We start from the raw sequence: 25,857 nt of genomic DNA on the forward strand, positions 1-25,857 counted from the left end.
GCGCGCCGTACGCTGCCGACCAATGCGCGCCTGCTGGCCTATACGAAGCCGGGCGGCGACCCGGAACTCGAAGCGCAGTACTTCCAGTACGGCCGCTACCTGCTGGTTTCCAGTTCCAGAGGTTCGCTGCCGGCCAACCTGCAGGGCTTGTGGAACAATAGCTATGCGCCGCCGTGGAACTCGGACTACCACACCAACATCAACATCCAGATGAACTACTGGCCGGCCGAAGTCACGAACCTGAGCGAGCTGGCAACGCCGTTCTTCGACTTCGTGGGCGGCGTGGCGCCGGTGTGGCGGCGCGACACCGCGCTCGAATTCAAGCGCAAGGATGGCCAGCCGGTGCGCGGCTGGACCCTGCGCACCGAGTCGAATCCGTTCGGCGCCATGGGCTACCTGTGGAACAAGACCGGCAACGCCTGGTACGCCCAGCACTTCTGGGAACACTACGCCTTCACGCGCGACCAGGCCTTCCTGCGCGACGTCGCTTATCCGATGATGAAGGAGACCAGCGCGTTCTGGCAGGACTACCTGAAGCAGCTGCCCGATGGGCGCCTGGTGGCGCCGCAGGGCTGGTCGCCGGAGCACGGCCCGGTGGAAGACGGTGTCGCCTACGACCAGCAGATCGTGTGGGACCTGTTCAACAACACGGTGGAAGCGGCCGGCATCCTGAACGTCGATCCCGAACTGCGCGCCACCCTGACCGACATGCGCGACCGCCTGGCCGGCCCGCGCATCGGCAGCTGGGGCCAGCTGCTCGAGTGGCTGGAAGAGAAGAAGGATCCGGTGCTGGACACGCCGCAGGATACGCACCGTCACGTGTCGCACCTGTTCGCGCTGTTCCCGGGCCGCCAGATCGGTCCCGTGCAGACGCCGGAGCTGGCGCGCGCCGCACGGCGCACGCTGGAGGCGCGCGGCGACGCCGGCACCGGCTGGTCGATGGCCTGGAAGATGGCGTTCTGGGCACGGCTGCACGATGGCGACCGGGCGTATCGCATGCTGCGCGGCGTGCTGGCGGCGCCGGGCGCGCGCGCCTCCGAGCAGGCCGGCATCTTCTCGGAGCATAACAACGCCGGCGGCACCTACCCGAACATGCTCGATGCGCATCCGCCGTTCCAGATCGACGGCAACTTCGGCGCCACCGCGGCGATTGCGGAGATGCTGCTGCAGTCGCAGGCCGGCGAGATCCACCTTCTGCCGGCGCTGCCCACATCGTGGCCTAGCGGTTCCGTGAAGGGGCTGCGCGCACGCGGCGGCTACATCGTCGACATTGCATGGCGCGATGGGCGACTGGTGAACGCCACCGTGCGTCCATTGTCTGGCGGCGGTATCGCCAAAGTGCGCTATGGCGCCAAGGTGATCGACGCCGACCTGAAACAAGACCAGCACCGCAGCGTGACTGCCGCGCAGTTCAAATAAAAGACAACACAAGGAGACGACCCGCATGACCCTGAACCAGATCGCCCGCCGCCTCAAGTACGCCATCCCGCTGTACCTCGCCTTGAGCGCGGGCAGCGCGCTGGCCGCGCCCGAGCTGCCCAAGCTCGTCACCAAGGACGGCCGCCATGCCCTGATGGTCGACGGCGCGCCGTTCGTGATGCTGGCCGGCCAGGCCCACAACTCGAGCAACTATCCGGCGGCGCTGCCGAAAGTGTGGCAGGCGCTGAAGGACGCGCATGCCAACACGCTCGAGATGCCGATCGCGTGGGAACAGATCGAGCCGCAGGAAGGCAAGTTCGATTTCTCCTTCCTCGACACCCTGGTCAAGGAGGCGCGCGAGAACGACATCCGCCTGGTGATCGTCTGGTTCGGCACCTGGAAGAACACCGGTCCCGGGTACCTGCCGGAATGGGTCAAGTTCGACAACGGGCGCTTCCCGCGCATGAAGGACAAGGACGGCAAGAACGTCTACAGCCATTCGCCGTTCGGCGAGCAGACGCTGGCGGCCGACCGCAATGCCTTCGTCAAGATGATGGAGCACATCAAGCGCATCGACGCGAATCACCGCACCGTGATCCTGGTGCAGGTCGAGAACGAAGTCGGCACCTACGGCTTCGCACGTGACTACGGCGCGCGCGCTCAGGCTGCATTTAACGCGCCGGTGCCGGCTGCCGTGACCGCGCGCCAGAAACCGAAGAAAGCGTCGAGCGGCACCTGGACCCAGGTGTATGGCGACTACGCCGAGCAGTACTTCCATTCGTGGGCGATCGCCAGCTATATCGAATCGATCGCCAAGGCTGGCCGCGCCGTGTACGACCTGCCGATGTTCGTCAACAACGCGCTGCGCGAGCCATCGCTCGACGGCAAACCGGCCGAGCCATGGAAGGGCAACTTCGCCAGCGGCGGCCCTACCTACGACGTACTCGACATCTATAAGGCGGCAGCCCCGCACATCGACTTCGCCGCGCCGGACATTTATATGCCGGAGTCAAACAAGGTCACGGCGATCTTGAAGTCGTTCAAGCGCGCCGACAATCCGCTGATGATCCCCGAGATGGGCAATGCGCCGGGCTACGCGCGCTACGTGTACCAGGCCTTCGGCATGGGCGCGCTGGGCGTGGCGCCGTTCGGCCTCGATTACGCCGAGTACAGCAACTATCCGCTCGGCTCGAAGTTCACCGACAAGCGCATGGTGGAACCGTTCGCGAAAGTCTTCGGCGTGTTCGCGCCGATCGGGCGCCAGTGGGCGCAGTGGGCATTTGAGGGCCGTACCCACGGCGTGGCCGAGGGCGACGACCGCGCCGCGCAGACCGTCAACATGAACGGCTGGAAGGCGACCGTGACGTTCCGCGAATTCCAGTTCGGCGAGCGCCAGTACCTGAAGGACAAGAACGAGTACCAGTCCGGCACCGAGCAGCCGAGCGGCGGCGTGGCATTCGCCCAGATCGGCGCCAACGAATTCGTGATCGTCGGCCAGCAGGCACGCGTCAAACTGTCGGGCATTGGGGCCAACGACGGCAAGCCGTCGATGCTGGCACGGGTGGAAGAGGGCCGCTTCGACGCCAGCGGCAAATGGATCATGGAGCGCAACTGGAATGGCGACCAGACCGACTATGGCCTGAACCTGCCGGCGACGCCGACGGTGCTCAAGGTGAAGCTCGGGACGTACAAGGAATAAGCAGCAGGATTACAACAAGCAGGTAACGAAAAGTCCGCAGTCGCCAGCCGGCGTCGCGCGGGCATGACAACAGGAGATCGACAAATGCGAATTAAACTGGCACAGACCCAGGGAGCGAAACAGGTAGCAGCCGCCATGCTGTTCCTCGCCGCAGGCAATGCAGCTTATGCCGGCACCTTCCAACAGACCGGCACCGGCATCGAGGTCAAGCCCGACACGGGCGCGGCCAAGGTGGTGCGCCTGAACCTGATGAGCGATAACATCATCCAGGTGGTCAAGCTCAATGCCGAAGGCAAAAGCCTGACGCCGTCCCTGATGACGGTGGCCACGCCGTGCGCCGACAAGTGCACGTTCACCGTGACGCCGGGCGCCGACAGCGTGCAGCTCAAGGCCGGCAAGATCGCCGCCACCGTGTCGCTCAAGGACGGCCAGGTCGCCTTCTTCGATGCGGCCGGCAAGCGCTTCCTGCAGCAGGCATCCGAGTCGATGAAGCCGGTGACGGTCGGCGGCAAGCCGTTCTTCGCGATCAAGCAGGGCTTCAACCACGGCACCCGCGACGCTTATTACGGCCTGGGCCAGCACCAGAACAACCAGATGAACTACAACGGCGAAGACGTGCTGCTCCAGCAGCACAACATGATCGCCGCGGTGCCGTTCGTGGTCTCGGACAAGAACTACGGCGTCCTGTGGGACAACAACGCGATCTCGCGCTTCGGCGACGCCACCCCGTACGACCACATGTCGCGCGACCTCACCCTGCGCGGTGTCGACGGCAAGAGCGCCGGCCTGACCGCCAGGTACTACATCGACGGCAAGCTGGCGCTGACGCGCCAGGAAAAGGACATCGACTACCAATACCTGAAGGACGTCGACGAGAATTGGCCGAAAGAACTCAAGCCGGTCAAGGAACTCAAGGACGTGCGCGTGGTGTGGGAAGGCACCATGAGCAGCCCGCACGCCGGCGTGCACAAGATGCAGCTGTATTCGTCGGACTACGCCATGCTGACGGTGGACGGCAAGGAAGTGATGGATGTGTGGCGCATGGGCTGGAACCCGTGGTACCACAACTTCGAAGTGAAGTTCGCGGCCAACAAGCCGGTCAAGCTGCACCTGGAATGGAAGCCGTCGGGCGGCATGGTGGCGATCACCCACAACAACCCTTTGCCAAGCGCCGAGCGCCACTCGCTGACCATGTCGTCCGAGATCGCCGAAGCGATCAACTACTACGTGATCAGCGCCGACAGCATGGACAACGTCATCGGCGGCTACCGCCACCTGACCGGCGCCCAGCCGATGATGCCGAAGTGGGCCTACGGCTTCTGGCAGTCGCGCCAGCGTTACGTGGACCAGAACCAGCTGCTCGACACGGTCAAGGAATACCGCAAGCGCGGCTGGCCGCTGGATAACATCGTGCAGGACTGGTTCTACTGGCCGGAAGACGGCTGGGGTTCGCACGACTTCGACAAGACCCGCTTCCCGGATCCGAAGAGCATGGTCGACCAGGTCCACAAGATGAACGCGCGCATCATGCTGTCAGTGTGGGGCAAGTTCTACGCCAATACCGACAACTACAAGGAGTTCGAGAAGCACGGCTACATGTGGACCAAGAACGTCGAGAATGGCTCGCGCGACTGGGTCGGCAAGGGTTACCTGAACAGCCACTACGATCCGTACACCAAGGAAGCGCGCGACATCTATTATCGCCAGCTCAAGACCAAACTGGTCGACCTGGGCTTCGACGCCTGGTGGATGGACAACACCGAGCCTGACGTGCTGTCCAACAGCCGCCTGGAAGACTTCAAGGAACTGATCGGACCGACCGTCTACGGCGCCGGCGAGATCACCTTCAACCCATACAGCCTGGTGAGCACCGGCGCCATGTACGATGGCCTCAAGCGCGACCAGCCGGACACGCGCCAGTTCATCCTGTCGCGTTCGGGCTTCGCCGGCATCCAGAGGAACGCCGTGGCGGTGTGGAGCGGCGACACGGTCGGCCGCTGGAACAATCTGTACGACCAGATCGCGTCGGGCACCAATATGTCGATGTCGGGCATCCCGAACTGGACCCACGATATCGGCGGCTACGCCCAGGAAGTGCGCTTCCAGAGCGGCGACGTCGGCTCGGCCCAGGAAAACCGCAACGTCGGCAACGCCGCCGCCAAGCCGGAAGACATGGAAGAATGGCGTGAGCTGAACCACCGCTGGTGGCAGTTCGGCGCCTTCACGCCGCTGTTCCGTTCGCACGGCGAAGTCGTCAAGCGCGAGCTGTACAACATCTCGGCCGGCGACGACGCGATGCGCGACAACATGGTCTGGTACCTGAAGCTGCGCTACCGCCTGATGCCGTATATTTACACCATGGCGTCGGACACCCACTACCACAACGGCACCATGATGCGCGGCCTGGTGATGGACTTCCCGAACGACGAGAAGGCCAAGAACGTCAAGGACCAGTACATGTTCGGTCCGTCGTTCCTGGTGGCGCCGGTGCACGAGTACAAGGCCCGTTCGCGCCAGGTGTATCTGCCGGCCGGCGCCGACTGGTACGACTTCTACACCGGTGAGCGCCACAAGGGCGGCGCTACCCGCAAGATCGACGCGCCGCGCGATCGTATGCCGGTGTTCGTGAAAGCCGGTTCGGTCGTGACCACCGGCCCGGTGACGCAGTATGTGGACGAGAAGCCAGACGCGCCGATCACCGTCTTCGTCTACGCCGGCGCCAATGGCCTGGCCACGCTGTACGAGGATGACGGCGTCAGCAACGCCTACACCCGCGGCGAAGCGAGCCGCATCCCGATCGCCTACGACGACAAGAGCGGCACCGTGCAGATCGGCGCGCGCGCCGGCCAGTACAAGGGCATGGTCGAGAAGCGCCAGTTCAAGGTGCGCCTGATCAAGCCGGGCATGTCGACCGCCAACGACATGGACGCGTCGGACAAGTCGGTCACCTACGAAGGCAAGCCGGTGACGATCAAGCTGTAATCGCCGCTGTTGCCAGCTGCAAGCCGGGCGGCGTGTGCGTCCGGCTTTTTCCATTTGAGGGCTTCCATGAAAACATCATTCGCATTCGGCCTGGCGCTGGCCGGCCTGCTGCATCTGGCGCCGGCGCTGGCGGTCAACGCCATCGCGCCGGATCACAAGCACCTGCAGTACACCGGGCGCATCGACACCAGCGACACGCGCGGGCCTGTGCTGAGCTTCGCCGGCACCACGATCGACGGCCGCTTCACCGGCACCTCGCTGGCGATCGTGCTCGACGACGAGCGCGGGCAGAATTTCTACAACGTGTTCCTGGATGGCGAGACCGAGCGGCCGATCATCCTGCAGGCGGACAAGGGCAGCAAGACCTACGTGGTGGCCAATGGCCTGACGCCGGGCGAGCATACGTTCCGCATCTTCAAGCGCACCGAAGGCGCGGAAGGGCCGACCGTGTTCAAGGGCCTGGAGCTGGACGACAAGGCCGAACTGCTGCCGCCGCCGGCGCGGCCGTCCCGCCGGATCGAGTTCTTCGGCGACTCGATCACCAGCGGCATGGGCAACGAAGCGCCCGACGACGGCCGCGACGACCTGGCCAAGGACAAGAACAGCTATATGTCGTATGCGTCGATCACGGCGCGCGCCTTGAAGGCCGAGGCGCACATCACCTCGCAGAGCGGGATCGGTGTGATGATCAGCTGGTTCCCTTTCACCATGCCGGATTTTTACGACCAGTCGAACGCGGTTGGCGACAACGACAGCAAGTGGGATTTCAAGCGCTGGACACCGGACGTGGTGGTGATCAACCTGATGCAGAACGACTTCTGGCTGATCGGGCGCGATCACAAGCTGCAGCCGGAGCCGAACGAGGCGCAGCGGATCGCGGCGTACCAGGCGTTCGTGGCCAGGATCCGGGCGCTGTATCCGAAGGCGTACATCGTGTGCGCGCTGGGAAGCATGGAGGCGACGCGCGAAGGATCGGCGTGGCCGGGCTACATCCGGACGGCGGTGAACAACCTGGCGCAGAAAGGCGATAAACGGATCGACACGATCTTCTTCCCGTTCACCGGCTATGGGCAGCATCCGCGCGTCAAGCATCATCAGGCGAACGCGGAGAAGCTGACGGCCTTTATCCGCCACAAGATGGGGTGGTGATCATCAGCGTGTAGACCCGGCACGCTTGCTCCGACCACCTCCCCATGATCCGTCATTCCCGCGCAGGCGGGAACCCAAGTTGGTTGCGCAGCCGCTTGAACAAGAGTTAGTGGCTGTGCGAGCAAACTTGGGTCCCCGCCTGCGCGGGGATGACGGTCTTTAGGCCGACGTAGGTCACTGAAGCTATCTATTTCGCGGCGTTCAGCTGCAGCAGATAGACATCATTCTCCCGCATCGGCAGTGCAGTACTGAACTTGCCGTCGCTGCCGACCTGCACCGTCTTCTGCTGCGACGGCTTGCCGGTCGCCTGCGCCTTCAGCGTCGTCACCTGGGCCCGCGTCAGCTGCTTGGGCGACCCCATGCCGATATACGCCGTGAAGGCATCGTTCTGCTTGTACCCGACCTGTGACAGCGTCATCGTGTACGCCCCCGGTTTCAAGCCACGCAGCGTCACCTGGGCCGAGCCCTTGGACTTCGGCGGCAGGTCCTTGATGAAGAACTGCTGGTTGTTGGTCTTCTCCGGAAGCGTATGCGTGTAATCCCACAGCAGCACCTGGGCGCCGCCGCGATCGTCGAGCGTCGCATACGATTCCTTGTCGGCATTCTTCAGCTCCGTCGCGCCCAGCTGGTTCATGAACTGGTAAGCGAAGTAGCCCGGCTTCTTGATCCCCTGCGTGTTCATCAGGCCAAAGCCGCCATGGAAGGCTTCGAAGCGCGGACCCGGTTCCTCGAAGATGTCGGTGAACACCCAGTACGACATCGACTGTACCGCGCCGCTGCTTTGCTTGAGCTTCTTGAGGATGTAGGCGGCCTGGTGATAGCTGTCGTGGGTCGGGTCGGCCGGCGTGTACGACGAACTCCACTCGGTGTAGTGCAGCTCGAGCTTCGGCATGGCGGAGGCGCCGATCTCCTTGCGGTTCTTGAGCACGTCGCCGGCGACCGCCATGTCGTCCTTGTTCAGGACCGTGCCGTGGGTGCCGAATTCGTCCAGGAAGCCCTGGCCGACGCCGTACGAGTGGGTGCTGACGAAGTCGAGCGGCACCTTGTTCTTGTCGGCGAACGCGATCATTTCGGGGATCCAGGCCGCGCCGGCGGTGGCGGGGCCGCCGACACGGTAGGACGCATCGACGCCCTTGATGGCGCGCGCCGCGTGGGCGTACAGCTTGAAGTATTCGTCCTGGGTGCCGGCCCAGAAGCCGTCCAGATTCGGCTCGTTCCAGACTTCGAAATACCAGCTTGCGACTTCCTGCTTGCCGTAACGCTCGGTCCAGTGCCTGGTGAGCGCCGTGATCAGACGTCCCCACTGGTCATAGTCGCGCGGCGGAGTGACGTTCCCTTTCCACCAGAAGATGGTCTTGGTGCCGCTGGCCATGGCCGACGGCATGAAGCCCAGCTCCACGAAGGGCTTGATGCCGATGCTCAGCAAATAGTCGAACAGGGAATCGATGTACTGGAAGTTGTACTGTTCCTTGCCCTGGGCGTCGATCTTGAACACGCCCATGTCGTCGGTCAGGAGGCCGTGGAAGCGGATGTAGCGAAAGCCGGCGTCGCGCTTGATTTCGGCCAGCTGCTGCTGCCAGTCGGCGCGCAGGCCTTCGTTGGCGCGGCCGGCGCCGACCGACAGGTTGAACATGCGGTCAAGCTTGCCCTGGACTTGTTTAACGTCGACGTCGATGACGCGCTGCTGGGCGCTGGCAGCCATCGGCAGCGCGAGGATCGCGGCCAGTACGGCGGACTTGATCGCGGCGCCGGCGGCGCGTGGTGCTTGATTTGTCTCCTGGTTCATCTTCTTCTCTCGTGATGGAAAGCGAAGCGTCAGGATAGGATTACCACGCGCGCGCGGCTAGCAATCAAGGCTGCAACTGCTGCTCCATGCGGATAGTTGAAGTTTTCGTGACGCTGGTGCTAGCTGGTGCCACCTCGTCGGTGGCGCCGAGCGCGCCGCGAAACGCCTTCGGCGTGCACCCGTACTCCTCCTTGAACAGCTTGTTGAAGTAGGAAACGTTGTTGTAGCCGACCGAATAGGCGATCTCGGACACGGTGGCCGAACCCTTGTCGGCCAGCAGCCGCGCCGCCTCGGTCAATCGCAGCTTGTTCAGGTAACCACTGAAGGTGAAGCCCAGTTCGGCCTTGAGGATCTCGTTGACCTTGTTGCGGTTGACGCCCGTTTCGTTCACCACACTCTCGAGATCGAGTTCGGCGTCGGCATAGCGGGTGGCGATCACGCGCAGGATGGTCGCTTTCTCGCGGTCGCGGTGGGGTTGTAATGACAGCTGTTGATAGGCCACGATCGGCAAATCCTTTTGCAGGCGGTCCTGCACGTCACGTGTGAGTTCGGCCGCGTGGCGGCGGAAGAACCAGAATCCGAAGCCGGCCCAGGCCAGCAGCAGCACGCTGCCCGGGACAACAATCCAGCGCAGGTCGCGTCCGTGCAGCGCCAGGCCGCTGATGTCGACCAGCAGGTCGGTGTCGCGCGGACTCTGGAAACTGCTGCCGATCGCCAGCTTGGGCACCTGGTCCAGGCGGTATTCGCGCCATGCCAGGTCGAGCCCGAACATGGCGAACCACCACTGTGGCGTTTCCAGCCGCGTCAGGTCGAGATCGACCCGGGTGCCGTGCTCGCTGCAGGCGAAAAAGGCGGTCGGCGCGCGGTAGGTCAGCAGGTCGCCGCGGCGCGAGACCGTCGGCTCGAAGGTCGGCGCCACCAGCGACAGCGTATTGCCTGGCGCGCAGGTGGCGACGAACGACACCGAGGAATAGCGCGACAGGTCGGCATGCACCGGCTTGCCGGCGCGGTCCACGAAGAACAGGTTGGCTTCGGCGTAGGGAGTCGAGGCAGTACCGGCGACGTGCAGCTGCACGCGCAGGCGCCGCCCGTCGTCCAGCATGCGCGTCTCGGAACGCCCGCCGGGCGAGGCATCGGCGCCGGGCTGGATGCGCCACGGCGCCTGCTGATCCGGCGTCGGCACCAGCGCCGCTTCCAGGAAGCTGCGCCGGTAGCCGGCCGCGCCCAGCACCAGGCTGAGCGCAAGCAGGATCAGGAAGGCGATGAGCGCCTTGCGCTGGAACGACGCCATGACGGACTCTTAACGCGCTCCGGCGGCGAACTCGCGCGCCGGCAGGCGCACCGTCACCGTCTGCACAGGCGCATCGGCCGCCGTGGCCAGGATCACCTTGTAGTCGCCGGCGGCGATCTTCCAGCGGTTGCTGGCGCCGTCGAACACGGCCAGCGTGCGCGGGTCGATCGTCACCGTGCTGGCGCGGCGCTCGCCGCTGTTCAGGGCCAGCTTGTCCCAGCCGCCCAGGCGCTTCGGCGCTTCCCAGCCGCTGCCCACTTTCGACACGTACACCTGTGGAACGGCCTTGCCGGCGCGCTGGCCGCTGTTGGCGGTGTCGAAGGTGACGCGGATGCTGCCGTCGGCTGCTTGCGCCTTGAGGTTGGTGTAGGTAAAGCTGGTGTACGACAGGCCGTGGCCGAACGCGAACAGCGGCTTGTGGCCTTTCAGGTCGAACCACTTGTAGCCCACGGCGGCACCATCGATGTCGTAGTCGACGTCGAAGCGCGCTTCCTTCGGCAGGCCGAGGCCGTCGAGTTTCGGACGCGCCAGCTGGTTCTCGGACATCGGGAAGGTCTGCGGCAGGCGGCCCGACGCATCGACTTCGCCGCTCAAGACGCGTGCGATCGCCTCGGCGCCGTTGGTCCCCGGGTACCAGGCTTCGACCACGCCGGCGACCTCGTTCACCCATGGCATGGTGACCGGGGTGCCGGTCTGCAGCACCACCACCGTGCGCGGGTTGGCTTTGGCCACGGCCGCGATCAGCGCATCCTGGTTGTTCGGCAGCGACAGCGTCGGCACATCGGCCGCTTCCGAGGTCCACTGGGTGGCAAATACCAGCACCACGTCGGCGTCTGCCGCCACTTTCGCAGCAGCGGCAGCATCCTTGCCGTCGTGCCAGGTGAACCTGGCCTTGCTGCGCGCGGCCAGCGCCTTCATCGGCGAGCCTGGCAGGTAGACCATCGGGCCCGGCCACGCTTCCGGTCCTTCGTTCGGCACCGCCATGCCGCCGCGCGGATAGACCTGGGCCGAGCCGCCGCCCGACAGCACGCCCTTGTTGGCATGGCCGCCGATGATGGCGATGCGCTGCAAGCCCGCTGCGAGCGGCAGCACGTTGTTCTGGTTCTTCAGCAGCACGATGCCTTCCTCGGCGTCAAGCTGCGAGATCTTGCCGTGCGCCTCGTAGTCGATCTGGCTGTCCTGCACCTTGACCGGGTTATCCAGCACGCCGTGCGCGGCCATCGCCCACAGCACGCGCTTGGCCATGTCGTCCAGGCGCGCCTCGGGCACGTGGCCGTTCTGCACCGCTTCCTTCAGGGCGCCGTCGAAGTAGGGCGACTTGTCGAACGGGTAGCCGGACTGCTGGTCCAGGCCCGCCAGTGCGGCCGGGATGGTGGAGTGGGTCGCGCCCCAGTCGGACATCACATAGCCCTTGAAGCCCCAGTCGCCTTTCAGCACTTTGTTGAGCAGGTGATCGTGTTCGCAGCCATACGGGCCGTTGACGCGGTTGTACGAGCACATGACCGAGCCCGGGTTGCCGCGTTCGATCGCGATCTGGAACGCCAGCAGGTCGGACATGCGGCCGGCCGGGTCCTTGATCTTGACGTTCAGGAAGCTGCGGCCGGTCTCCTGGTCGTTGTAGGCATAGTGCTTGAGGGTCGAGATCACGTTGTTCGACTGCACGCCGCGAATCTGCTCGCCGGCCATGATCCCGGCCAGCAGCGGGTCTTCGCCGGTGTATTCGAAGTTGCGGCCGTTGCGCGGCTCGCGCGCCAGGTTGACGCTACCGCCCAGCATGACGTTGAAGCCGGACAGGCGCGCTTCCTTGCCGATCATGGCCGCGCCCTTGAAGGCCAGTTCCGGGTTCCAGGTGGCGGCGGTGGCGATACCGGCCGGCAGCGAGGTGCGCTCGCGCGTCTGCTTGCCCGGCTGCGAGGCCACGCCGATGCCGGCGTCGGTCAGCCATTGCGGCGTGATGTTCAGGCGTTCGATGCCGTTCAGGTAACCGGCCGACTGCACCAGCGCGCCTTTCGGCGGCTGCTTGCCCTGGAACTCGGTGCCGAAGTAGCCGAAGACCATGCTGATTTTCTCGTCGATCGTCATCTGGCTCACCAGCTTGGCGGCGCGTTGCTGGGCCGCGTCAAGCGGGGCAGCGGGAGTGGCGGCGTGTGCGAACTGCACCGCAAATGCGGCAGCAAGAGCAACGGTCAAACGCGTGGTCTTCAACGCTTTCTTCATACTTCGGTCTCCTTGTTGTGATTTATTGTTTACTATCGCGCGCGGTCGTTTACCACCACACCGCGTAGATCGCCACCAGTCCGATACAGATGATGGCCGCGCCGAGCGCGAAGCCCGGCTGCACCTTGAACATGCGGGCGTCGACTTCGACGCGCTTGCCTTCCTCGGCGGCTTTTTTCGGGAACAGCTTGCTGATCACGACCATGCCGATGATGACCGCGATGAACACGATCAGCATGCGGTCCAGGAACGGGATTTCGTAAATGCCGGCCGCATTCGGTACCGCGAACCCGATCGGCGCCAGGAACGACAAATCCATCATCGCCGGCAGCACCTTGAGGATGATCGAGCCGACGAAGCCGCCGATGGTGGCGAACATCGCTGCCGCGGCGGTGGTCGGTTTCCAGAAGAAGCCCATCAGGAACATGGCCAGGATGCCCGGGGACACGAAGCCGGTGTATTCCTGGATGTACTGGAAGCCGCCTTTCTTGTCGATGCCCATGTAAGGCGCGATCAAGACCGCCAGCAGCATCGCCACCACCACCGTGACGCGGCCGATCCAGACCATGCGCTGCTCGGACACGTCCTTGTTGAAGTGCTTCTTGTGGATGTCGAAGGTATAGATGGTGGCGATCGAGTTGGCCTTGCCGGCCAGCGATGCGACCACCGCCGCGGTCAGGGCGGCAAAGGCGATGCCTTTCAGGCCTGATGGCAGCAGCGTCAAAAGCACCGGATAGGCGCGGTCCGGATTGACCTCGCTGCCCAGTCCCATGGCCGCGCCCAGCGCGCCCTGCTGGTGCAGCACGAAGGCCGCGATCCCCGGCAGCACCACGATCACCGGCATCAGCATTTTCAGAAACGCGGCGAACAGGATGCCCTTGCGCGCCGTATGCAGGTCGGCGCCCAGCGCGCGCTGGATGATGTACTGGTTGCAGCCCCAGTAGTTCAGGTTCACGATCAGCATGCCGCCGATCAGGATCGACAGCCCGGGCAGGTCGAGGTAGTTCGGATTGTCGCGTGCGAACACCATGTCGAAGTGGCCCGGTGCCACGCCCAGCAGGTGGTTGAACCCGCCCGCCACGCCACCGCCGCCGTTGTGCGCGGCCACCAGGTCCAGCGCCAGCCAGGTGGTCACGAGGCCGCCCGCCACCAGGCAGAACACCTGGATCACGTCGGTGTAGCCGATCACCTTCATGCCGCCCAGCGTGATCACTGCCGCGAACACGGCCAGGAACAGCATGCAGGCCCAGACGTCGATGCCGGCGATCGACGAAATCGCCAGCGCGCCGAGGTACAGGATCGCGGTCAGGTTGACCACCACGTACAGCGACAGCCAGAAGATCGCCATGATGGTCGAGACGCTGCCGCTGTAGCGCTGCTCGAGGAACTGCGGCATGGTGTAGATGCGGTTCTTGCGGTACACCGGCATGAAGAACACCGCCACCAGGATCAGGGTGAAGGCGGCCATCAGCTCATACACGGCGATCGCCATGCCCATCTTGAAGCCGGAGCCGCTCATGCCGATGAACTGTTCGGCCGATATGTTGGACGCGATCATCGAGGCGCCGATGGCCCACCAGGTGAGCGAGCCTTCGGCCAGGAAGTAGTCGTGCGAGGCGGAGGTGGAGCGCTGCTTGCGCTTGTAGACCCAGTAGCCGTAGCCGGCCACGATGACGAAGTAGACGAAGAAAACGAAGGTGTCGAGCGACGAGAAAGCCGTGTTCTGCATGAATGACGATCCTGGAGAAACGAAAACGCGCCGGCTACTCCCCCGGGTTCAACAGCGGGAGAGTAGCCGGCGCCGGAGCCAACGCTTAGAAGGTCATGCCCAGACGGACACTGTAGCGCGGGCCGCTCACGAACCACGCTCGGCCCTTGTCGCCGATGTGGTGGGTCATGATCTGCTTGTACTTGGCATCAGTCAAGTTAATTGCCTGCAAGTCAAGCCGGAAGTTTTCGTTGAACTTGTAGCTCACGCCACCGTCGAGCTGACCGTAGTCGTCGGCCCAGATCGGCAGACCCCAGGCGATCACGTTCTGGCCGAAGGTCGGGCTGTCCGGATTGGTGTCGACGCCGTTGGTGCCGTTGGTACCGTTGTTGTTGTTACCGATCAGGCTCTTCGAACGCCAGCTGTAGGCCAGGCGCGCCGACCACGGTCCCTTGTCGTACAGCAGGGCGAAGTTGTACGAGTTACGCGACAGGTATTGCAGCGGCAGGTCGCCGAAGGTGCGGCCATCGGTATCGCAACCGTTGATGTTCAGGTTGATGTTGGCCGCGCCCGACTGGTTCGAGCAGTATGGCGAGTAGACCGGGTTGTACAGGTCGCGCTTGCTCTTCACGTGGGTGTAGTTGGCCTGCACGCCGAAGCCCGACAGCCAGCCCGGCAGCTTGTCGAAGTACTGCTGGTAAGCCACTTCCAGGCCGCGCGCGGTGCCGCGTGCGCCGTTGACCGGGGTCGCCACACTGAAATCGATTACATTACCGTTCACGTCAGTCAGCTGATACGCAGCGTTCTGGTTGATGATGATGTCTTTCAGGCGCTTGTCGAACAGGCCGACGGTCAGCGAGCCGGCTTGCGCGAAGTACCATTCGGCGGTCAGGTCGATGTTGCGCGAGGTGGTCGGGCGCAGCATCGGATTGCCGACCGATTCGCCGACGTGGCCGATCGAGGTCACGTTGGTGACCTGGTCGGCGCCGGTGCCGGTGGTGCTGCTCTGCACGCTCTGGCTGAGGGTGGTGTAAGCCTGCAGGCGGTCGAAGTCAGGACGCGCCATGCCCTTGCCGATGGCGAAGCGGAACTGCAGTTCGTCGCTGGCCTTCATGCGCAGGTTCAGGCTCGGCAGCCAGTTGTCGTAGCTGTTCTCGTAGTCCTGGCGGCCGGCGAACGGTGCGATGGTCGGCACCGGCAGACCGGTGGTGCCGCCCGGCGGGATCACGAAGTTCGGGTTGAACACGGTGTAGCCGAACGACTTCGACTTGGTCTTCACGTAGCGCACGCCGACATTGCCGTCGACCGGATACTGCAGGTCGTCGAAGGCGAAGCGCAGCTGGGTGTAGGCGGCGTGGGTCTTCTCGGCCTGCTCGTTGTCGCCCGATGGATTGGCTTCGCCGAAGGCGGCGGCTTTCCACGGGGTGCAGCTGTTGCCGGCGTCGGCGCACAGGATGTCATGGAAGCCGTGCAGCTGGGCGTAGGTGCCCGGATAGCCGGACACGATCGACTGGGCCGGGAACACGATGCCTGGCACATCGGCCTTGCCGTTGAAAAAGTTGTTGAAGTTGTTGACCGTGGTCGGTGCCTGGAAGCGTGGGTCGCTCAGGTAGGCCAGCTGGTTGATCTGCCACGGCATCATCCAGCGCTGCGAGATGCCGACCCAGTTGTAGCTCGGGTTGGAGTTGATGGTCTTGGCTTCGCGGTCGGTCAGGCGTACACCGAAGCGCACGTCGCGCAGGACGTCGTGGTCGAACGCGTACTTGACGTCGCCTTTCCAGGCTTTCTGCTCGGCGACGCTGCGGTCGCGGTGCTCTTGCGAGAAGGCCCAGAAGTAGTTGGCCGGGTCGCTCATGCGCGCCGCCTGCTGGGCGTCGAAGATGATCTGCGGCAGGCTGCCGCGCAGGTCGAGGTTCAGCGACGGCATCAGGGTGCCCAGCGCCACGGTCGAGTCGAAGCCTTCCGACTTGGCTTTCACGTACTGGACGTCCGAGGTGAAGCTCCAGGCGGAGTTCGGACGCCATTCGATGTTCCAGGCGATGTCGGTGGTCGACGAATTGCGGGTCGCGGTACGGGTGTTGTTGGCGTACTCGATCGCGCCGTCGGTCGGGTTGGTAATGGTGCCGGCCAGGAAGGCGCCGTTGGCATCGTAAACGCCATTCGTCACGCGCAGGTTGGTCGGGGTGCCTTCGGCCGAGAACAGCGCGTTCTCGTCCCACTGCATGTCGTATTTCGACTTGAAGTAGGTGACGTGGCTGCGCAGGGTGTTGTCGAGCTTCCACTGCAGCGCGCCATAGGTGCCCTGGCGTTCGCGGTCGTATTCCAGCGTGCGCCACTGCGCACCCTTCGGCAGCCACACGGTGCGGCCCGGTTCGGCATCGGCCACCGGATAGTAGGGTTCGACCTGGAAGGCGTCGGTACGGGTGTTGCTGCGCGACTTGGCGAAGTTGACCAGGGCGCCGAATTCACCGATACCGGTCTGCCAGCGGTTCGAATACAGGAACGAGCCGGCCGGGTCTTTCTTCTTGTTCAGTTCGGAATAGGTACCTTCGATGCTGCCCGAGATACGCTGGCCCTTGATGTCGAACGGCAGCGCGGTGCGCAGGTTGACCAGGCCCGAGATGCCGCCTTCGATCTGCTCGGCGGACGGGTTCTTGTAGACGTCGACGCCGGCCATCAGTTCCGGCGGCACGTCTTCGAAGTTCAGGGCGCGGCCACCGGTCGACGAGAACGAGTCGCGGCCATTGAGTTCCGAGCGTACCCAGGTCAGGCCGCGGATCGACACGCCCGAACCCTCGACCGAGAAGTGCTCGGGGTCGTTGCGCGACATGGTGCGGTCGATGGTCACGCCCGGCACGCGCTGCAGCACTTCGGTGATGGATTTATCGGGCAGCTTGCCGATGTCTTCGGCGACGATCGAATCGACGACTTCGTCGGAATTCTGTTTGAGTTTCTGGGCGCTGTTGAGTGCGGCGCGCTGGCCGGTGATGGTGACCACCTGACCTTCGGTGGCCGCAGGTGCCGCCGGCGCCTGTTGCGCGAACGCTGCCGACATCCAGCACAGGTGTGCAGCGCCCACGGCGATTGCCGTCCTATTGAATTGCCTCATTTGTTGTCTCCGTCGTTGTTGTAAAGCGCCCGGTACCCGGGGCTCTGACTTATTTACTGCGTCATGTACTTTGCTGCTGTCTACCACTGCCACCATCTGGTTGCCCGGACGCTCAGTGGCAGCAGTCGCGCAACCTGTCAAATAATATAACACCAAATGTTAGGCGCAACCATTATTTCAGGGCCATGCACGGTAATTACTTTGGCGTGCGATTTTCGCACCGGGCGTCATAGGATGAATTCGATTTCATAAGCCCTTGAAAACAGCGGGAATTACGGGTCGAGAAGCGTCGGGTACGACGCCTCATCGGACCGAATGTGAGCGCGATCATTTTCGTTTGAAACACATATTTCTGTTGCATTTACGTCACGCGCATGGGGTGCGCGAGGCTGTCGGCAGCGTGAACGCAGTGCGCGCCGGCTGGTCCAACACGGGTCGCCAGGGACACCAGGAGCGAGGTCGCGTGGATGCGGACAGACACAGTGAGCGGCATGCCGATATCCTGCTCGTCGGCGGTGGACTGGCGGCGGCCACTGCCGCCGAGACCCTGCGCCAGGAGGGCGCGGACGGCAGCATCGTCATGATTTGCGACGAAGCCGCGCCGCCATATCACCGCCCACCCTTGACGACCCGTTTTCTGCAGCCGGGGCCGGCGCCGCCGCTGCCGGCCGTGCTCGACGCCGGCTTCTACCGCGACCACGGCATCGGTCTGTATATCGGCGTGCGCGCGCTCGCGCTCGACACTGCCGCGCGCCGGGTCGACACCAATGCCGGCGCCTGGCGCTACGAACGCCTGTTGATCGCCACCGGCGTGCGCCCGCTGCCGCTCGCCGTGCCGGGCGCGCGGCTGGCCGGGGTCCACTACCTGCGCACCGTAGCCGATGCGCTGGCACTGCGCGCCGCGATCGACGCGGCAAAGCGGCAGGGCGGGCGCGCGGTGGTGATCGGCGGCGGCTTCATCGCGCTCGAGATGGCTGCCGCCTTCGTCCTGCACGGCCTGCAGGTCACCGTCGTGGCGCGGCGCAGCGCCTTGTTCGAGAAATTGGGCGACCCCGGCATCAGCGAGTACTTTCGCGAACGCTTTGTCGCGCGCGGCGTGGAGGTGGTGTTCGACCAGGTGACGGCGATCGCGGGCGGCGCGCGTGTGGAGCTGGTGCGCACCGCCGGCGGGCGCGAGCTGCCGTGCGCGCTGGTAGGGGTCGGCATCGGCGTGCGCCCCGAGCTCGGCTGGCTGGAAGGGAGCGGCATCGCGCAGGACGATGGCGTCGCGGTCGACGAATACCTGCGCAGCGCCGACCCCAACGTGTACGCCGCCGGCGACGTCGCCAGTTTCGCCGACCCGGTGTTCCGGCGCCGCCATCGCATCGAGCACTGGGACAACGCCCTCAAGCAGGGCCGGCTGGCGGCGCGCAATATGCTGGGCCAGCGCCTGCGCTACGACGAAGTGCCGTATTTCTCGTGCGAGCTGTTCGACCGGGGCTTCCAGTTCCTCGGCATGCCGGACGGGGCGCGCTGTCACCAGCGCATCGGTGTGCCCGGCTCGGAAGACTGGGCCTGCCTGTACCTGGAGCGCGACGTGCCGCGCGCGCTGTTTTCCACCGGGCGCCCGGCGGCCGAGGTGCGCGCCATCGAATCGCTGATCCGCTACCGCACCAACCTGGCTTGGGCGCGCGAGCGCCTGCGCGACCCCGGCTTCGCGCTGACCCGCATCCCGAGCCAGACCGCGCTGCTCCTGCAGGGCGGCGGCGCGCTCGGCGCCTTCGAGTGCGGCGTGGTCGAAGCGCTGGAAGCGGCGGGCATCGGTCCCGACATCGTCGCCGGGGTCTCGATCGGGGCCTTCAACGGCGCCATCGTGGCGTCCAATCCGGGGCGCGCCGGGCCGGCCCTGCGCGATTTCTGGCGCCGCCTGTCGCTGCAGCTGCCGCAGATGCTGGAAGAGCGCACCCGGCGCGTGCTCGGCTCGTGGCAAGCCTTGATGATGGGGATTCCCGCTTTTTTCAGGCCGCGCTGGAGCGGCATGGGCATCGGCGACGGCCCGCCCACCGCCTGGACCAGCCTGTACGACCCGTCGCCGGTCAAGGCCCTGATCGCCGAGTACGTCGACTTCGGCGCGCTCAGGAACAGCCCGGTGCGCCTGCTGGTCAGCGCGGTGGATGTCGAAAGCGGGCGCCTGGTGGTGTTCGACAGCTATGTCGACACGCTCACGCCCGAGCACATCCTGGCCAGCGGCAGCCTGCCGCCGGGCTTTCCCTGGACCACCATCGACGGCCGCCATTACTGGGACGGCGGCATCGTCAGCAATTCGCCGCTCGACCTCCTGACGCAGCACTGCGGCAGCGCGCGCATGCGCATCGTGGTGGTCGACCTGTACCCGGAAGCCAAGGCGCTGCCGACCAACCTGATGGAAGTGCTGGGCCGGCGCGACGAGATCGTGTTCGCCGAGCGCATCCGCCACGACAGCGCCCAGATCGCGCTGGTAGCCGACCTGCGGCGGCTGGTCGAAGGCATCCTGTCGTACGCTACCCCGGCGGACCAGGCCGAGGCGGTGCGCCAGTGGCCGAGCTATATCCAGCTGATGGGCGACCGCGACGCCGCGCCCGACATCACCCGCATCGTGCGCCAGGGCTCGGATTGCGAGACGGCCGCGCGCGACTACGATTTTTCCGGCGGCTCGATCGAGCGCCACATCCGCGAGGGGCGGGAGCAGGCCGAGGCGGCGCTGGCGGCGCGGCGCTGACCGTGGCGCCGGAACTGCGTAGGGCGCATGTGGCCTAACTACGACGGGCCCGTGGTACAGGCGTTGGCCAGACGGCAACTACGCTTGCGGGCGTGCCGAAGCCGCCATCCACGGGCCCGGCTTCAACCGATCAGCGAGGAGGCCATCATGCCCATCAAGCACATCGCCGTCGCCTGCCAGGGCGGGGGCAGCCACGCCGCGTATGCGGCCGGCGCACTGCCGGTCCTGCTGCCGCAATTCCACAATGCCGAACTGGCCGCCGGGAAGCTGCACCCGGGCCTGGACGGCGAGCTGCTGCAACTGGCCGGGATCAGCGGCACTTCGGGCGGCGCCATCAGCGCGCTGCTCGCATGGTACGGTTTCCTGCTGGGCGGCCCGGACAGCGCGCGCACCCGGCTGGAGAACTTCTGGAATGCCAACTGCGCCAACGCGCCCGGCGAAAAGCTGCTCAATGACATGGTGCAGTGGATGGGCGGCCTGGCCCAGGTCGACCTCAAGCTCAGCCCGTATCTGTTCCCATTGCGCGACATCGAAACCGCGGCCACCGCCACCTGGCCGATGCTGGCCAGCATGTGGCCGCCGCTCGGATCGTGGATGCGCGGGCATTACTTCCAGCTGCGCGAGTCGGTGGCGCCGCATGTCGACTTCGACCTGGTCGGCGCCATCGGCGACTTCTGCAGCATCCCGGTCGAGGTCAAGCGCTGGCTGGCGTGCGAGCTGGAAGCGCGTCTCGGTGCCGGCGCCGCCCAGCGCGAGCGCTTGCGCGCGCGCCAGGAAGAAATTGCCCAGGACATCCGCGCCCGGCTGGCGGCCGCGCCCTGGATCGTGGAATGGACGCACGACCACGATATCGCACCGGAAGCGCTGCTGCGCGCCGTGTTCGACGCCTGGCGCGCGCCCGAGATCGCGTTCGAGCCTGCCGCCCTCGAGCGCCTGGCCGACGCGGTGCGGCGCGCCACCGAGGCCATCCCGCAGCTCCTGATCGGGGCGGTCGACATCGACAGCGGCGCCTTTGTTGCCTTCAGCTCCGAGCGCGCGGCCGACGACGCCGGCATCACGCTCGACGCGGTGGTGGCCTCGGCCTCGCTGCCGTGGGTGTTCATGGCCCAGACGATCCAGGGCACCGATCCCGAAACCCACGAGAAGCGCCGCATGTCGTGCTGGGACGGATTGTTCTCGCAAAACCCGCCGATCAAGAATTTTATTTCCGGCAGTGCCGGCCGCACCCGCAAGCCGGACGGGATCTGGATCCTGCAGATCAACCAGGACAGCTACGACTTCAGCAAGCGCGTCAGCCAGGCCGGCGCCCAGTCCGGCGACGAGCTGTGGCACCGGCGCGATACGCTGTCGGGCAACCTGTCGCTGAACCAGGAAGTCACCTTCATCGAAGCGGTCAACGCGCGCCTGGACGACCCGGGCCAGCGTGCCCGCGCGCGCGACAAGCCGATCGAGGTGGTGCGCATCGTGATGGACGGCGATGCGGTGGGCGCCAGCGCGCGGCGCGACATGGGCCTGTTTTCGAAATTCGATCGCGATCCCGGCCTGGCCCAGGCGCTGCTGGCGCATGGCCGCGAGCAGGCGCGGCGCTACCTGGCGCTGCGTGCCCAGTCCGGCCAGCTGTGGGAAGCGCTGGCGCGCGACTTCGGCGCCATCGGCGCCCAGCCCAGCGCCCGCATGGAACAGGCGCGGCCCTACATGGCGGGGCGCGAGCGGCTGGTTGGCGGCCTGGTGGCGCCGGACGTGATCACGGTGGAGGGCGGCGGGCAGGCGACCCTGCGCTGGCACGCCAGCGAGGCGGTGCTGGACGGGCGCACGCTCAGGATCAAGGGCAGCACGCTCTTGAGGATGGACGACGGCGGCAGGCGCCTGGATGCCACGCGCCTGCTGGATGTGGAACAGCGCGGCGAGCAGGCCGGCGCACGGCATCCGGCGCCGCCACAGCAGGGGCCGGAGACGCCATGGTCCGTTGCTGGACAGCAACGTCCAGACGGCGGCAGTGGCGAGACCCTGCACTGACGCGGAAATAATTGGTGAGAATTACGGGGGTGGTCAGCAAATATTCGCGCACGGTCGTACAATAACGCACGGGAATGGCGCTCATGAAGCGAACGCACCAAACATTGTTTGTCAGATATGACTATGTCCACTGCGTAAAATACTTATTTTTACCGTTCATGAATTCCTATATATTTCCGATATATCTCAAAAGCATAAACTCATAACCGTGTCAGGAACCGCAAAGTGAACATGCAAACCGTAATCAAGGGTCTGGGCGTCGCGGCCGTACTGGTGGCGCTGGCGGCATGCAGCCGTGAAGAAGCAAAGGTGCCGGACACGGCCGCTGCGAACACCGCGCCGAACGGCGCCGCAGTCGATCCGCACGCAGCGATCGTGCCGGAGACGGTGGAATCGGACAAGACCGTCTCGGGCGCGAGCCCGGGCGAGGGCAGCACCGCCATCGGTGGCGTGGTTGCAGGGCAAGATCAGGACAAGCCGCGTGACACGGGCGCGTCCGAACCGACCGGTGGCGACGGCGCCACCACCCAACCAGCGGCGGCGCCTGCCAAGTAAAGCAGGCGATGTCGTACGGCGTGCACGCCACATAGTAGGTACAAGGGCTGGCCGGGGAGATCCTCCGGCTGGCCGCTTTGCGGTGGGCACAATCCATTACTAGTAGGAGAACCTAGATGGGCATGAATCGTAGGCAGTTCCTCCGCGTAAGCGGTGCGGGACTGGCCGCTTCCACCATCGTCGCGCTCGGCTTCTCGCCGCTGCCGGCGATGGCGGAGACGCGGCACTTTAAATTGGCGCGCGCCAAAGAAACGCGCAACACCTGTCCGTACTGCTCGGTCGGCTGCGGCCTGCTGATGTACAGCATCGGCGATGGCGCGAAGAACGTCACGTCGGACATCATCCATATCGAAGGCGACCCGGACCATCCGGTGAACCGCGGTACGCTGTGCCCGAAAGGCGCCGGACTGCTGGACTTCGTCCACAGCCCGAACCGCCTGAAGTATCCGGAAGTGCGCGAGCCAGGCAGCAACGAATGGAAGCGCGTTTCCTGGGATGACGCGATGTCGCGCATCGCCAAGCTGATGAAGGAAGATCGCGATGCGAACTTCGTCGTCAACAATGCCGAAGGCAAACTGGTCAACCGATGGACGAGCACCGGCATGCTGTGTGCGTCCGCGGCGAGCAACGAAACGGGCTACATCACGCACAAAGCGATGCGTTCGATGGGCATGCTCGTCTTCGATAACCAGGCTCGCGTTTGACACGGACCTACGGTGGCCGGTCTGGCCCCGACGTTCGGACGTGGCGCGATGACCAACCATTGGGTTGACATCAAGAATGCCGATGTAGTACTGATTATGGGCGGCAATGCCGCCGAAGCTCACCCGTGCGGTTTCAAGTGGGTGATCGAAGCCAAGCATCACAACAAAGCGAAGCTGGTCGTGGTCGACCCGCGCTTCACGCGTTCGGCCGCCATGAGCGACTATTACGCGCCGATCCGCGCCGGTTCCGACATCGCCTTCCTGGGCGGCGTCATCAACTACCTGCTGAGCAACGACAAGATCCAGACCGAATACGTCCGGAACTACACCAACGCGACCTTTATCGTCGGTCCTGACTTCTCGTTCGAAGACGGCCTGTTCTCGGGCTACGACGAGACCAAGCGCCGCTACGACAACAAGTCGTGGGGCTACGCATTGGACGAGCAGGGTTACGCCAAGGTCGATCCGACCATGCAAGACCCGAATTGCGTCCTGCAGGTGATGAAGCGCCATTACTCGCGCTACACCCCTGAGCAAGTCAGCAAGATCACCGGTACCCCGGTCAAGCAGTTCATGAAGGTGTGCGAGTACATCTCGTCGACGGCCGTGCCTGGCCGCGCCATGACCATCATGTACGCACTGGGCTGGACCCAGCACAGCCAGGGCTCGCAGATCATCCGCACCGGCGCCATCATGCAGCTGCTGCTGGGTAACGTCGGCGTCGCCGGCGGTGGCCTGAACGCGCTGCGCGGCCACTCCAACATCCATTGTCTGACCGACCTCGGCCTGCTGTCGAACTCGCTGCCCGGCTACCTGTCGCTGGCGACCGACAACGAGCAGGATCTGGAGACCTACTACAAGCCGCGTGCGATGAAGCCGCTGCGTCCGAACCAGATGAGCTACTGGCAGAACTATCCAAAGTTCTTCGTCAGCCTGCAAAAAGCCTGGTGGGGCGATGCCGCGACCAAGGAAAACAACTGGGCCTTCGACTACTTGCCGAAAATCGACAAGCTGTACGACGTGCTGCAGGCGTTCGAGCTGATGGGCCAGGGCAAGATGAACGGCTACATCTGCCAGGGCTTCAACCCGGTGGGCTCCTTCCCGAACAAGAAGAAGATCATCACCGGCCTGTCGAAGCTGAAATTCCTGGTGACGATGGATCCGCTCAACACCGAGACGTCGGAGTTCTGGAAGAACCATGGCGAGTCGAACGACGTCGATACCGCGTCGATCCAGACCACCGTGTTCCGCCTGCCGACCACGCTGTTCGCCGAAGAAGACGGTTCGCTGTCGAACTCGTCGCGCTGGCTGCAGTGGCACTGGAAGGGCGCCGACGCGCCGTACGAGTGCAAGCCGGACATCGAGATCATCGCCGACCTGTTCACCCGCATGAAGAATGCGTACATCAAGGATGGCGGCGCCTTCCCTGATGCGATGGTGAACCTGTCGTGGCCGTACAAGATTCCACACAGCCCTTCGGCCGAAGAGCTGGCCATGGAATTCAACGGCAAGGCACTGGCCGACCTGTACGATGCCAAAGATCCGACCAAGCTGATCCTCAAGAAGGGCCAGCAGGTGCCGGGCTTCGGCGTGCTGCGCGACGACGGCTCGACCGCCAGCGGTTGCTGGGTGTATGCAGGTGCATGGACCGAAGCGGGCAACCAGATGGCGCGCCGCGACAATTCGGACCCGTATGGCATCGGCCAGACGCTGAACTGGGCCTGGGCCTGGCCGGCGAACCGCCGCATCCTGTACAACGGCGCCTCGACCGATCCGAAGGGCAAGCCGTGGAATCCGGAGCGCACCCTGATCAAGTGGAGCGGCACCAGCTGGGTCGGTTCCGACATTCCTGACATCCGTCCCGATGCGGACCCGAACGAAGAGAACCGCGTGCAGCCGTTCATCATGACCTCGGAAGGCGTGGCGCGTCTGTTCGCTCCGACCGGCATGGCCGAAGGTCCGCTGCCTGAGCACTACGAGCCGTTCGAGTCGCCGTTCCCGGTGAACCCGATGCACCCGAAGAACCTGAAGGCACGCTCCAACCCTGCGGCGCGCGTGTTCAAGGGCGACATGGAAGCATTCGGTACCGCCAAGGACTTCCCGTACGTGGCAACCAGCTATCGTCTGACCGAGCACTTCCACTACTGGACCAAGAACGTGCAGAGCAACGCGATCATCCAGCCTCAGCAGTTCGTCGAAATCGGCGAAGAGCTGGCGGCCGCCAAAGGCATCAAGAATGGCGACATGGTGAAAGTGTCTTCGATGCGCGGCTTCATCAAGACCAAGGTGGTCGTGACCAAGCGTATCCCGCAACTCGATTGCGACGGCATGAAAGTCGATACGGTGGGTCTGCCGAACCACTGGGGCTTCGTGGGCCTGACCAAGCCAGGCTTCCTGGTCAACACGCTGACCCCGTTCGTGGGCGATGCGAATACCCAGACGCCTGAGTTCAAGTCGTTCCTGGTGAATATCGAAAGGATCTGAT

At 64.7% G+C, this 25,857-nt stretch carries 13 protein-coding genes; 8 read left to right on the plus strand and 5 right to left on the minus strand.

Translation table 11 applies throughout. The annotated features are described in order from the left end of the window. The 4 genes from RTQ83_RS18850 to RTQ83_RS18865 form a co-directional block, all read left to right on the plus strand. A partial coding sequence (locus tag RTQ83_RS18850; protein ID WP_409456129.1) for a glycosyl hydrolase family 95 catalytic domain-containing protein occupies positions 1-1,419 on the plus strand: 1,419 nt, incomplete at its 5' end. A 25-nt stretch (positions 1,420-1,444) separates the two neighbouring features. After that, positions 1,445-3,118: a DUF5597 domain-containing protein gene (locus RTQ83_RS18855; protein ID WP_312517826.1), complete on the plus strand. Its 1,674-nt coding sequence runs from the start codon at positions 1,445-1,447 to the stop codon at positions 3,116-3,118. A gap of 84 nt (positions 3,119-3,202) precedes the next feature. Then, positions 3,203-6,100 (plus strand): TIM-barrel domain-containing protein, encoded by a 2,898-nt coding sequence (locus tag RTQ83_RS18860; RefSeq protein ID WP_312517828.1) that lies wholly within the window; start codon positions 3,203-3,205, stop codon positions 6,098-6,100. Positions 6,101-6,166: 66 nt separating this feature from the next. Next, positions 6,167-7,249, plus strand: a complete 1,083-nt coding sequence (locus tag RTQ83_RS18865; RefSeq protein ID WP_312517831.1) for an SGNH/GDSL hydrolase family protein — start codon at positions 6,167-6,169, stop codon at positions 7,247-7,249. Positions 7,250-7,436: 187 nt separating this feature from the next. Here RTQ83_RS18865 and RTQ83_RS18870 read toward each other — a convergent pair whose 3' ends face one another. From RTQ83_RS18870 to RTQ83_RS18890, 5 genes are all read right to left on the minus strand, one after another. Beyond that, positions 7,437-9,035, minus strand: a complete 1,599-nt coding sequence (locus RTQ83_RS18870; protein ID WP_312517834.1) for a GH39 family glycosyl hydrolase — start codon at positions 9,033-9,035, stop codon at positions 7,437-7,439. Positions 9,036-9,099: 64 nt separating this feature from the next. Further along, positions 9,100-10,326 (minus strand): helix-turn-helix transcriptional regulator, encoded by a 1,227-nt coding sequence (locus RTQ83_RS18875; RefSeq protein ID WP_312517837.1) that lies wholly within the window; start codon positions 10,324-10,326, stop codon positions 9,100-9,102. A 9-nt stretch (positions 10,327-10,335) separates the two neighbouring features. After that, on the minus strand, positions 10,336-12,543 hold the full coding sequence (locus tag RTQ83_RS18880; protein WP_312517840.1) for a beta-glucosidase: 2,208 nt from the start codon (positions 12,541-12,543) through the stop codon (positions 10,336-10,338). 49 nt (positions 12,544-12,592) lie between these two features. Continuing rightward, on the minus strand, positions 12,593-14,272 hold the full coding sequence (locus tag RTQ83_RS18885) for a sodium:solute symporter family transporter (protein WP_312517844.1): 1,680 nt from the start codon (positions 14,270-14,272) through the stop codon (positions 12,593-12,595). An 85-nt stretch (positions 14,273-14,357) separates the two neighbouring features. Beyond that, positions 14,358-17,360, minus strand: a complete 3,003-nt coding sequence (locus RTQ83_RS18890) for a TonB-dependent receptor (RefSeq protein WP_312517847.1) — start codon at positions 17,358-17,360, stop codon at positions 14,358-14,360. A 463-nt stretch (positions 17,361-17,823) separates the two neighbouring features. Between RTQ83_RS18890 and RTQ83_RS18895 the strand changes: the two genes are divergently transcribed. The 4 genes from RTQ83_RS18895 (at position 17,824) to fdnG (ending at position 25,856) form a co-directional block, all read left to right on the plus strand. Further along, positions 17,824-20,097, plus strand: a complete 2,274-nt coding sequence (locus RTQ83_RS18895; protein WP_312517850.1) for an FAD-dependent oxidoreductase — start codon at positions 17,824-17,826, stop codon at positions 20,095-20,097. Positions 20,098-20,244: 147 nt separating this feature from the next. Next, positions 20,245-22,113: a patatin-like phospholipase family protein gene (locus RTQ83_RS18900; RefSeq protein WP_312517852.1), complete on the plus strand. Its 1,869-nt coding sequence runs from the start codon at positions 20,245-20,247 to the stop codon at positions 22,111-22,113. Positions 22,114-22,344: 231 nt separating this feature from the next. Continuing rightward, positions 22,345-22,668 (plus strand): hypothetical protein, encoded by a 324-nt coding sequence (locus RTQ83_RS18905; protein ID WP_312517854.1) that lies wholly within the window; start codon positions 22,345-22,347, stop codon positions 22,666-22,668. Positions 22,669-22,784: 116 nt separating this feature from the next. Further along, complete coding sequence (gene fdnG / locus RTQ83_RS18910; protein ID WP_312517856.1) at positions 22,785-25,856, plus strand: formate dehydrogenase-N subunit alpha; 3,072 nt, start codon at positions 22,785-22,787, stop codon at positions 25,854-25,856. The last annotated feature ends 1 nt before the right edge of the window (position 25,857 follow it).

The sequence above is a fragment of the Massilia sp. genome, from assembly GCF_031995545.1.
In the GTDB taxonomy this organism is placed as follows: Bacteria; Pseudomonadota; Gammaproteobacteria; order Burkholderiales; family Burkholderiaceae_D; genus Telluria.

Excerpts from the sequence above, each read along its gene's own strand:
- RTQ83_RS18855 (WP_312517826.1), top strand. The coding sequence starts at position 1,445 with ATGACCCTGAACCAGATCGCCCGCCGCCTCAAGTACGCCATCCCGCTG.
- RTQ83_RS18860 (WP_312517828.1), top strand. The coding sequence starts at position 3,203 with ATGCGAATTAAACTGGCACAGACCCAGGGAGCGAAACAGGTAGCAGCC.
- RTQ83_RS18865 (WP_312517831.1), top strand. The coding sequence starts at position 6,167 with ATGAAAACATCATTCGCATTCGGCCTGGCGCTGGCCGGCCTGCTGCAT.
- RTQ83_RS18870 (WP_312517834.1), bottom strand. The coding sequence starts at position 9,035 with ATGAACCAGGAGACAAATCAAGCACCACGCGCCGCCGGCGCCGCGATC.
- RTQ83_RS18875 (WP_312517837.1), bottom strand. The coding sequence starts at position 10,326 with ATGGCGTCGTTCCAGCGCAAGGCGCTCATCGCCTTCCTGATCCTGCTT.
- RTQ83_RS18880 (WP_312517840.1), bottom strand. The coding sequence starts at position 12,543 with ATGAAGAAAGCGTTGAAGACCACGCGTTTGACCGTTGCTCTTGCTGCC.
- RTQ83_RS18885 (WP_312517844.1), bottom strand. The coding sequence starts at position 14,272 with ATGCAGAACACGGCTTTCTCGTCGCTCGACACCTTCGTTTTCTTCGTC.
- RTQ83_RS18890 (WP_312517847.1), bottom strand. The coding sequence starts at position 17,360 with ATGAGGCAATTCAATAGGACGGCAATCGCCGTGGGCGCTGCACACCTG.
- RTQ83_RS18900 (WP_312517852.1), top strand. The coding sequence starts at position 20,245 with ATGCCCATCAAGCACATCGCCGTCGCCTGCCAGGGCGGGGGCAGCCAC.
- RTQ83_RS18905 (WP_312517854.1), top strand. The coding sequence starts at position 22,345 with ATGCAAACCGTAATCAAGGGTCTGGGCGTCGCGGCCGTACTGGTGGCG.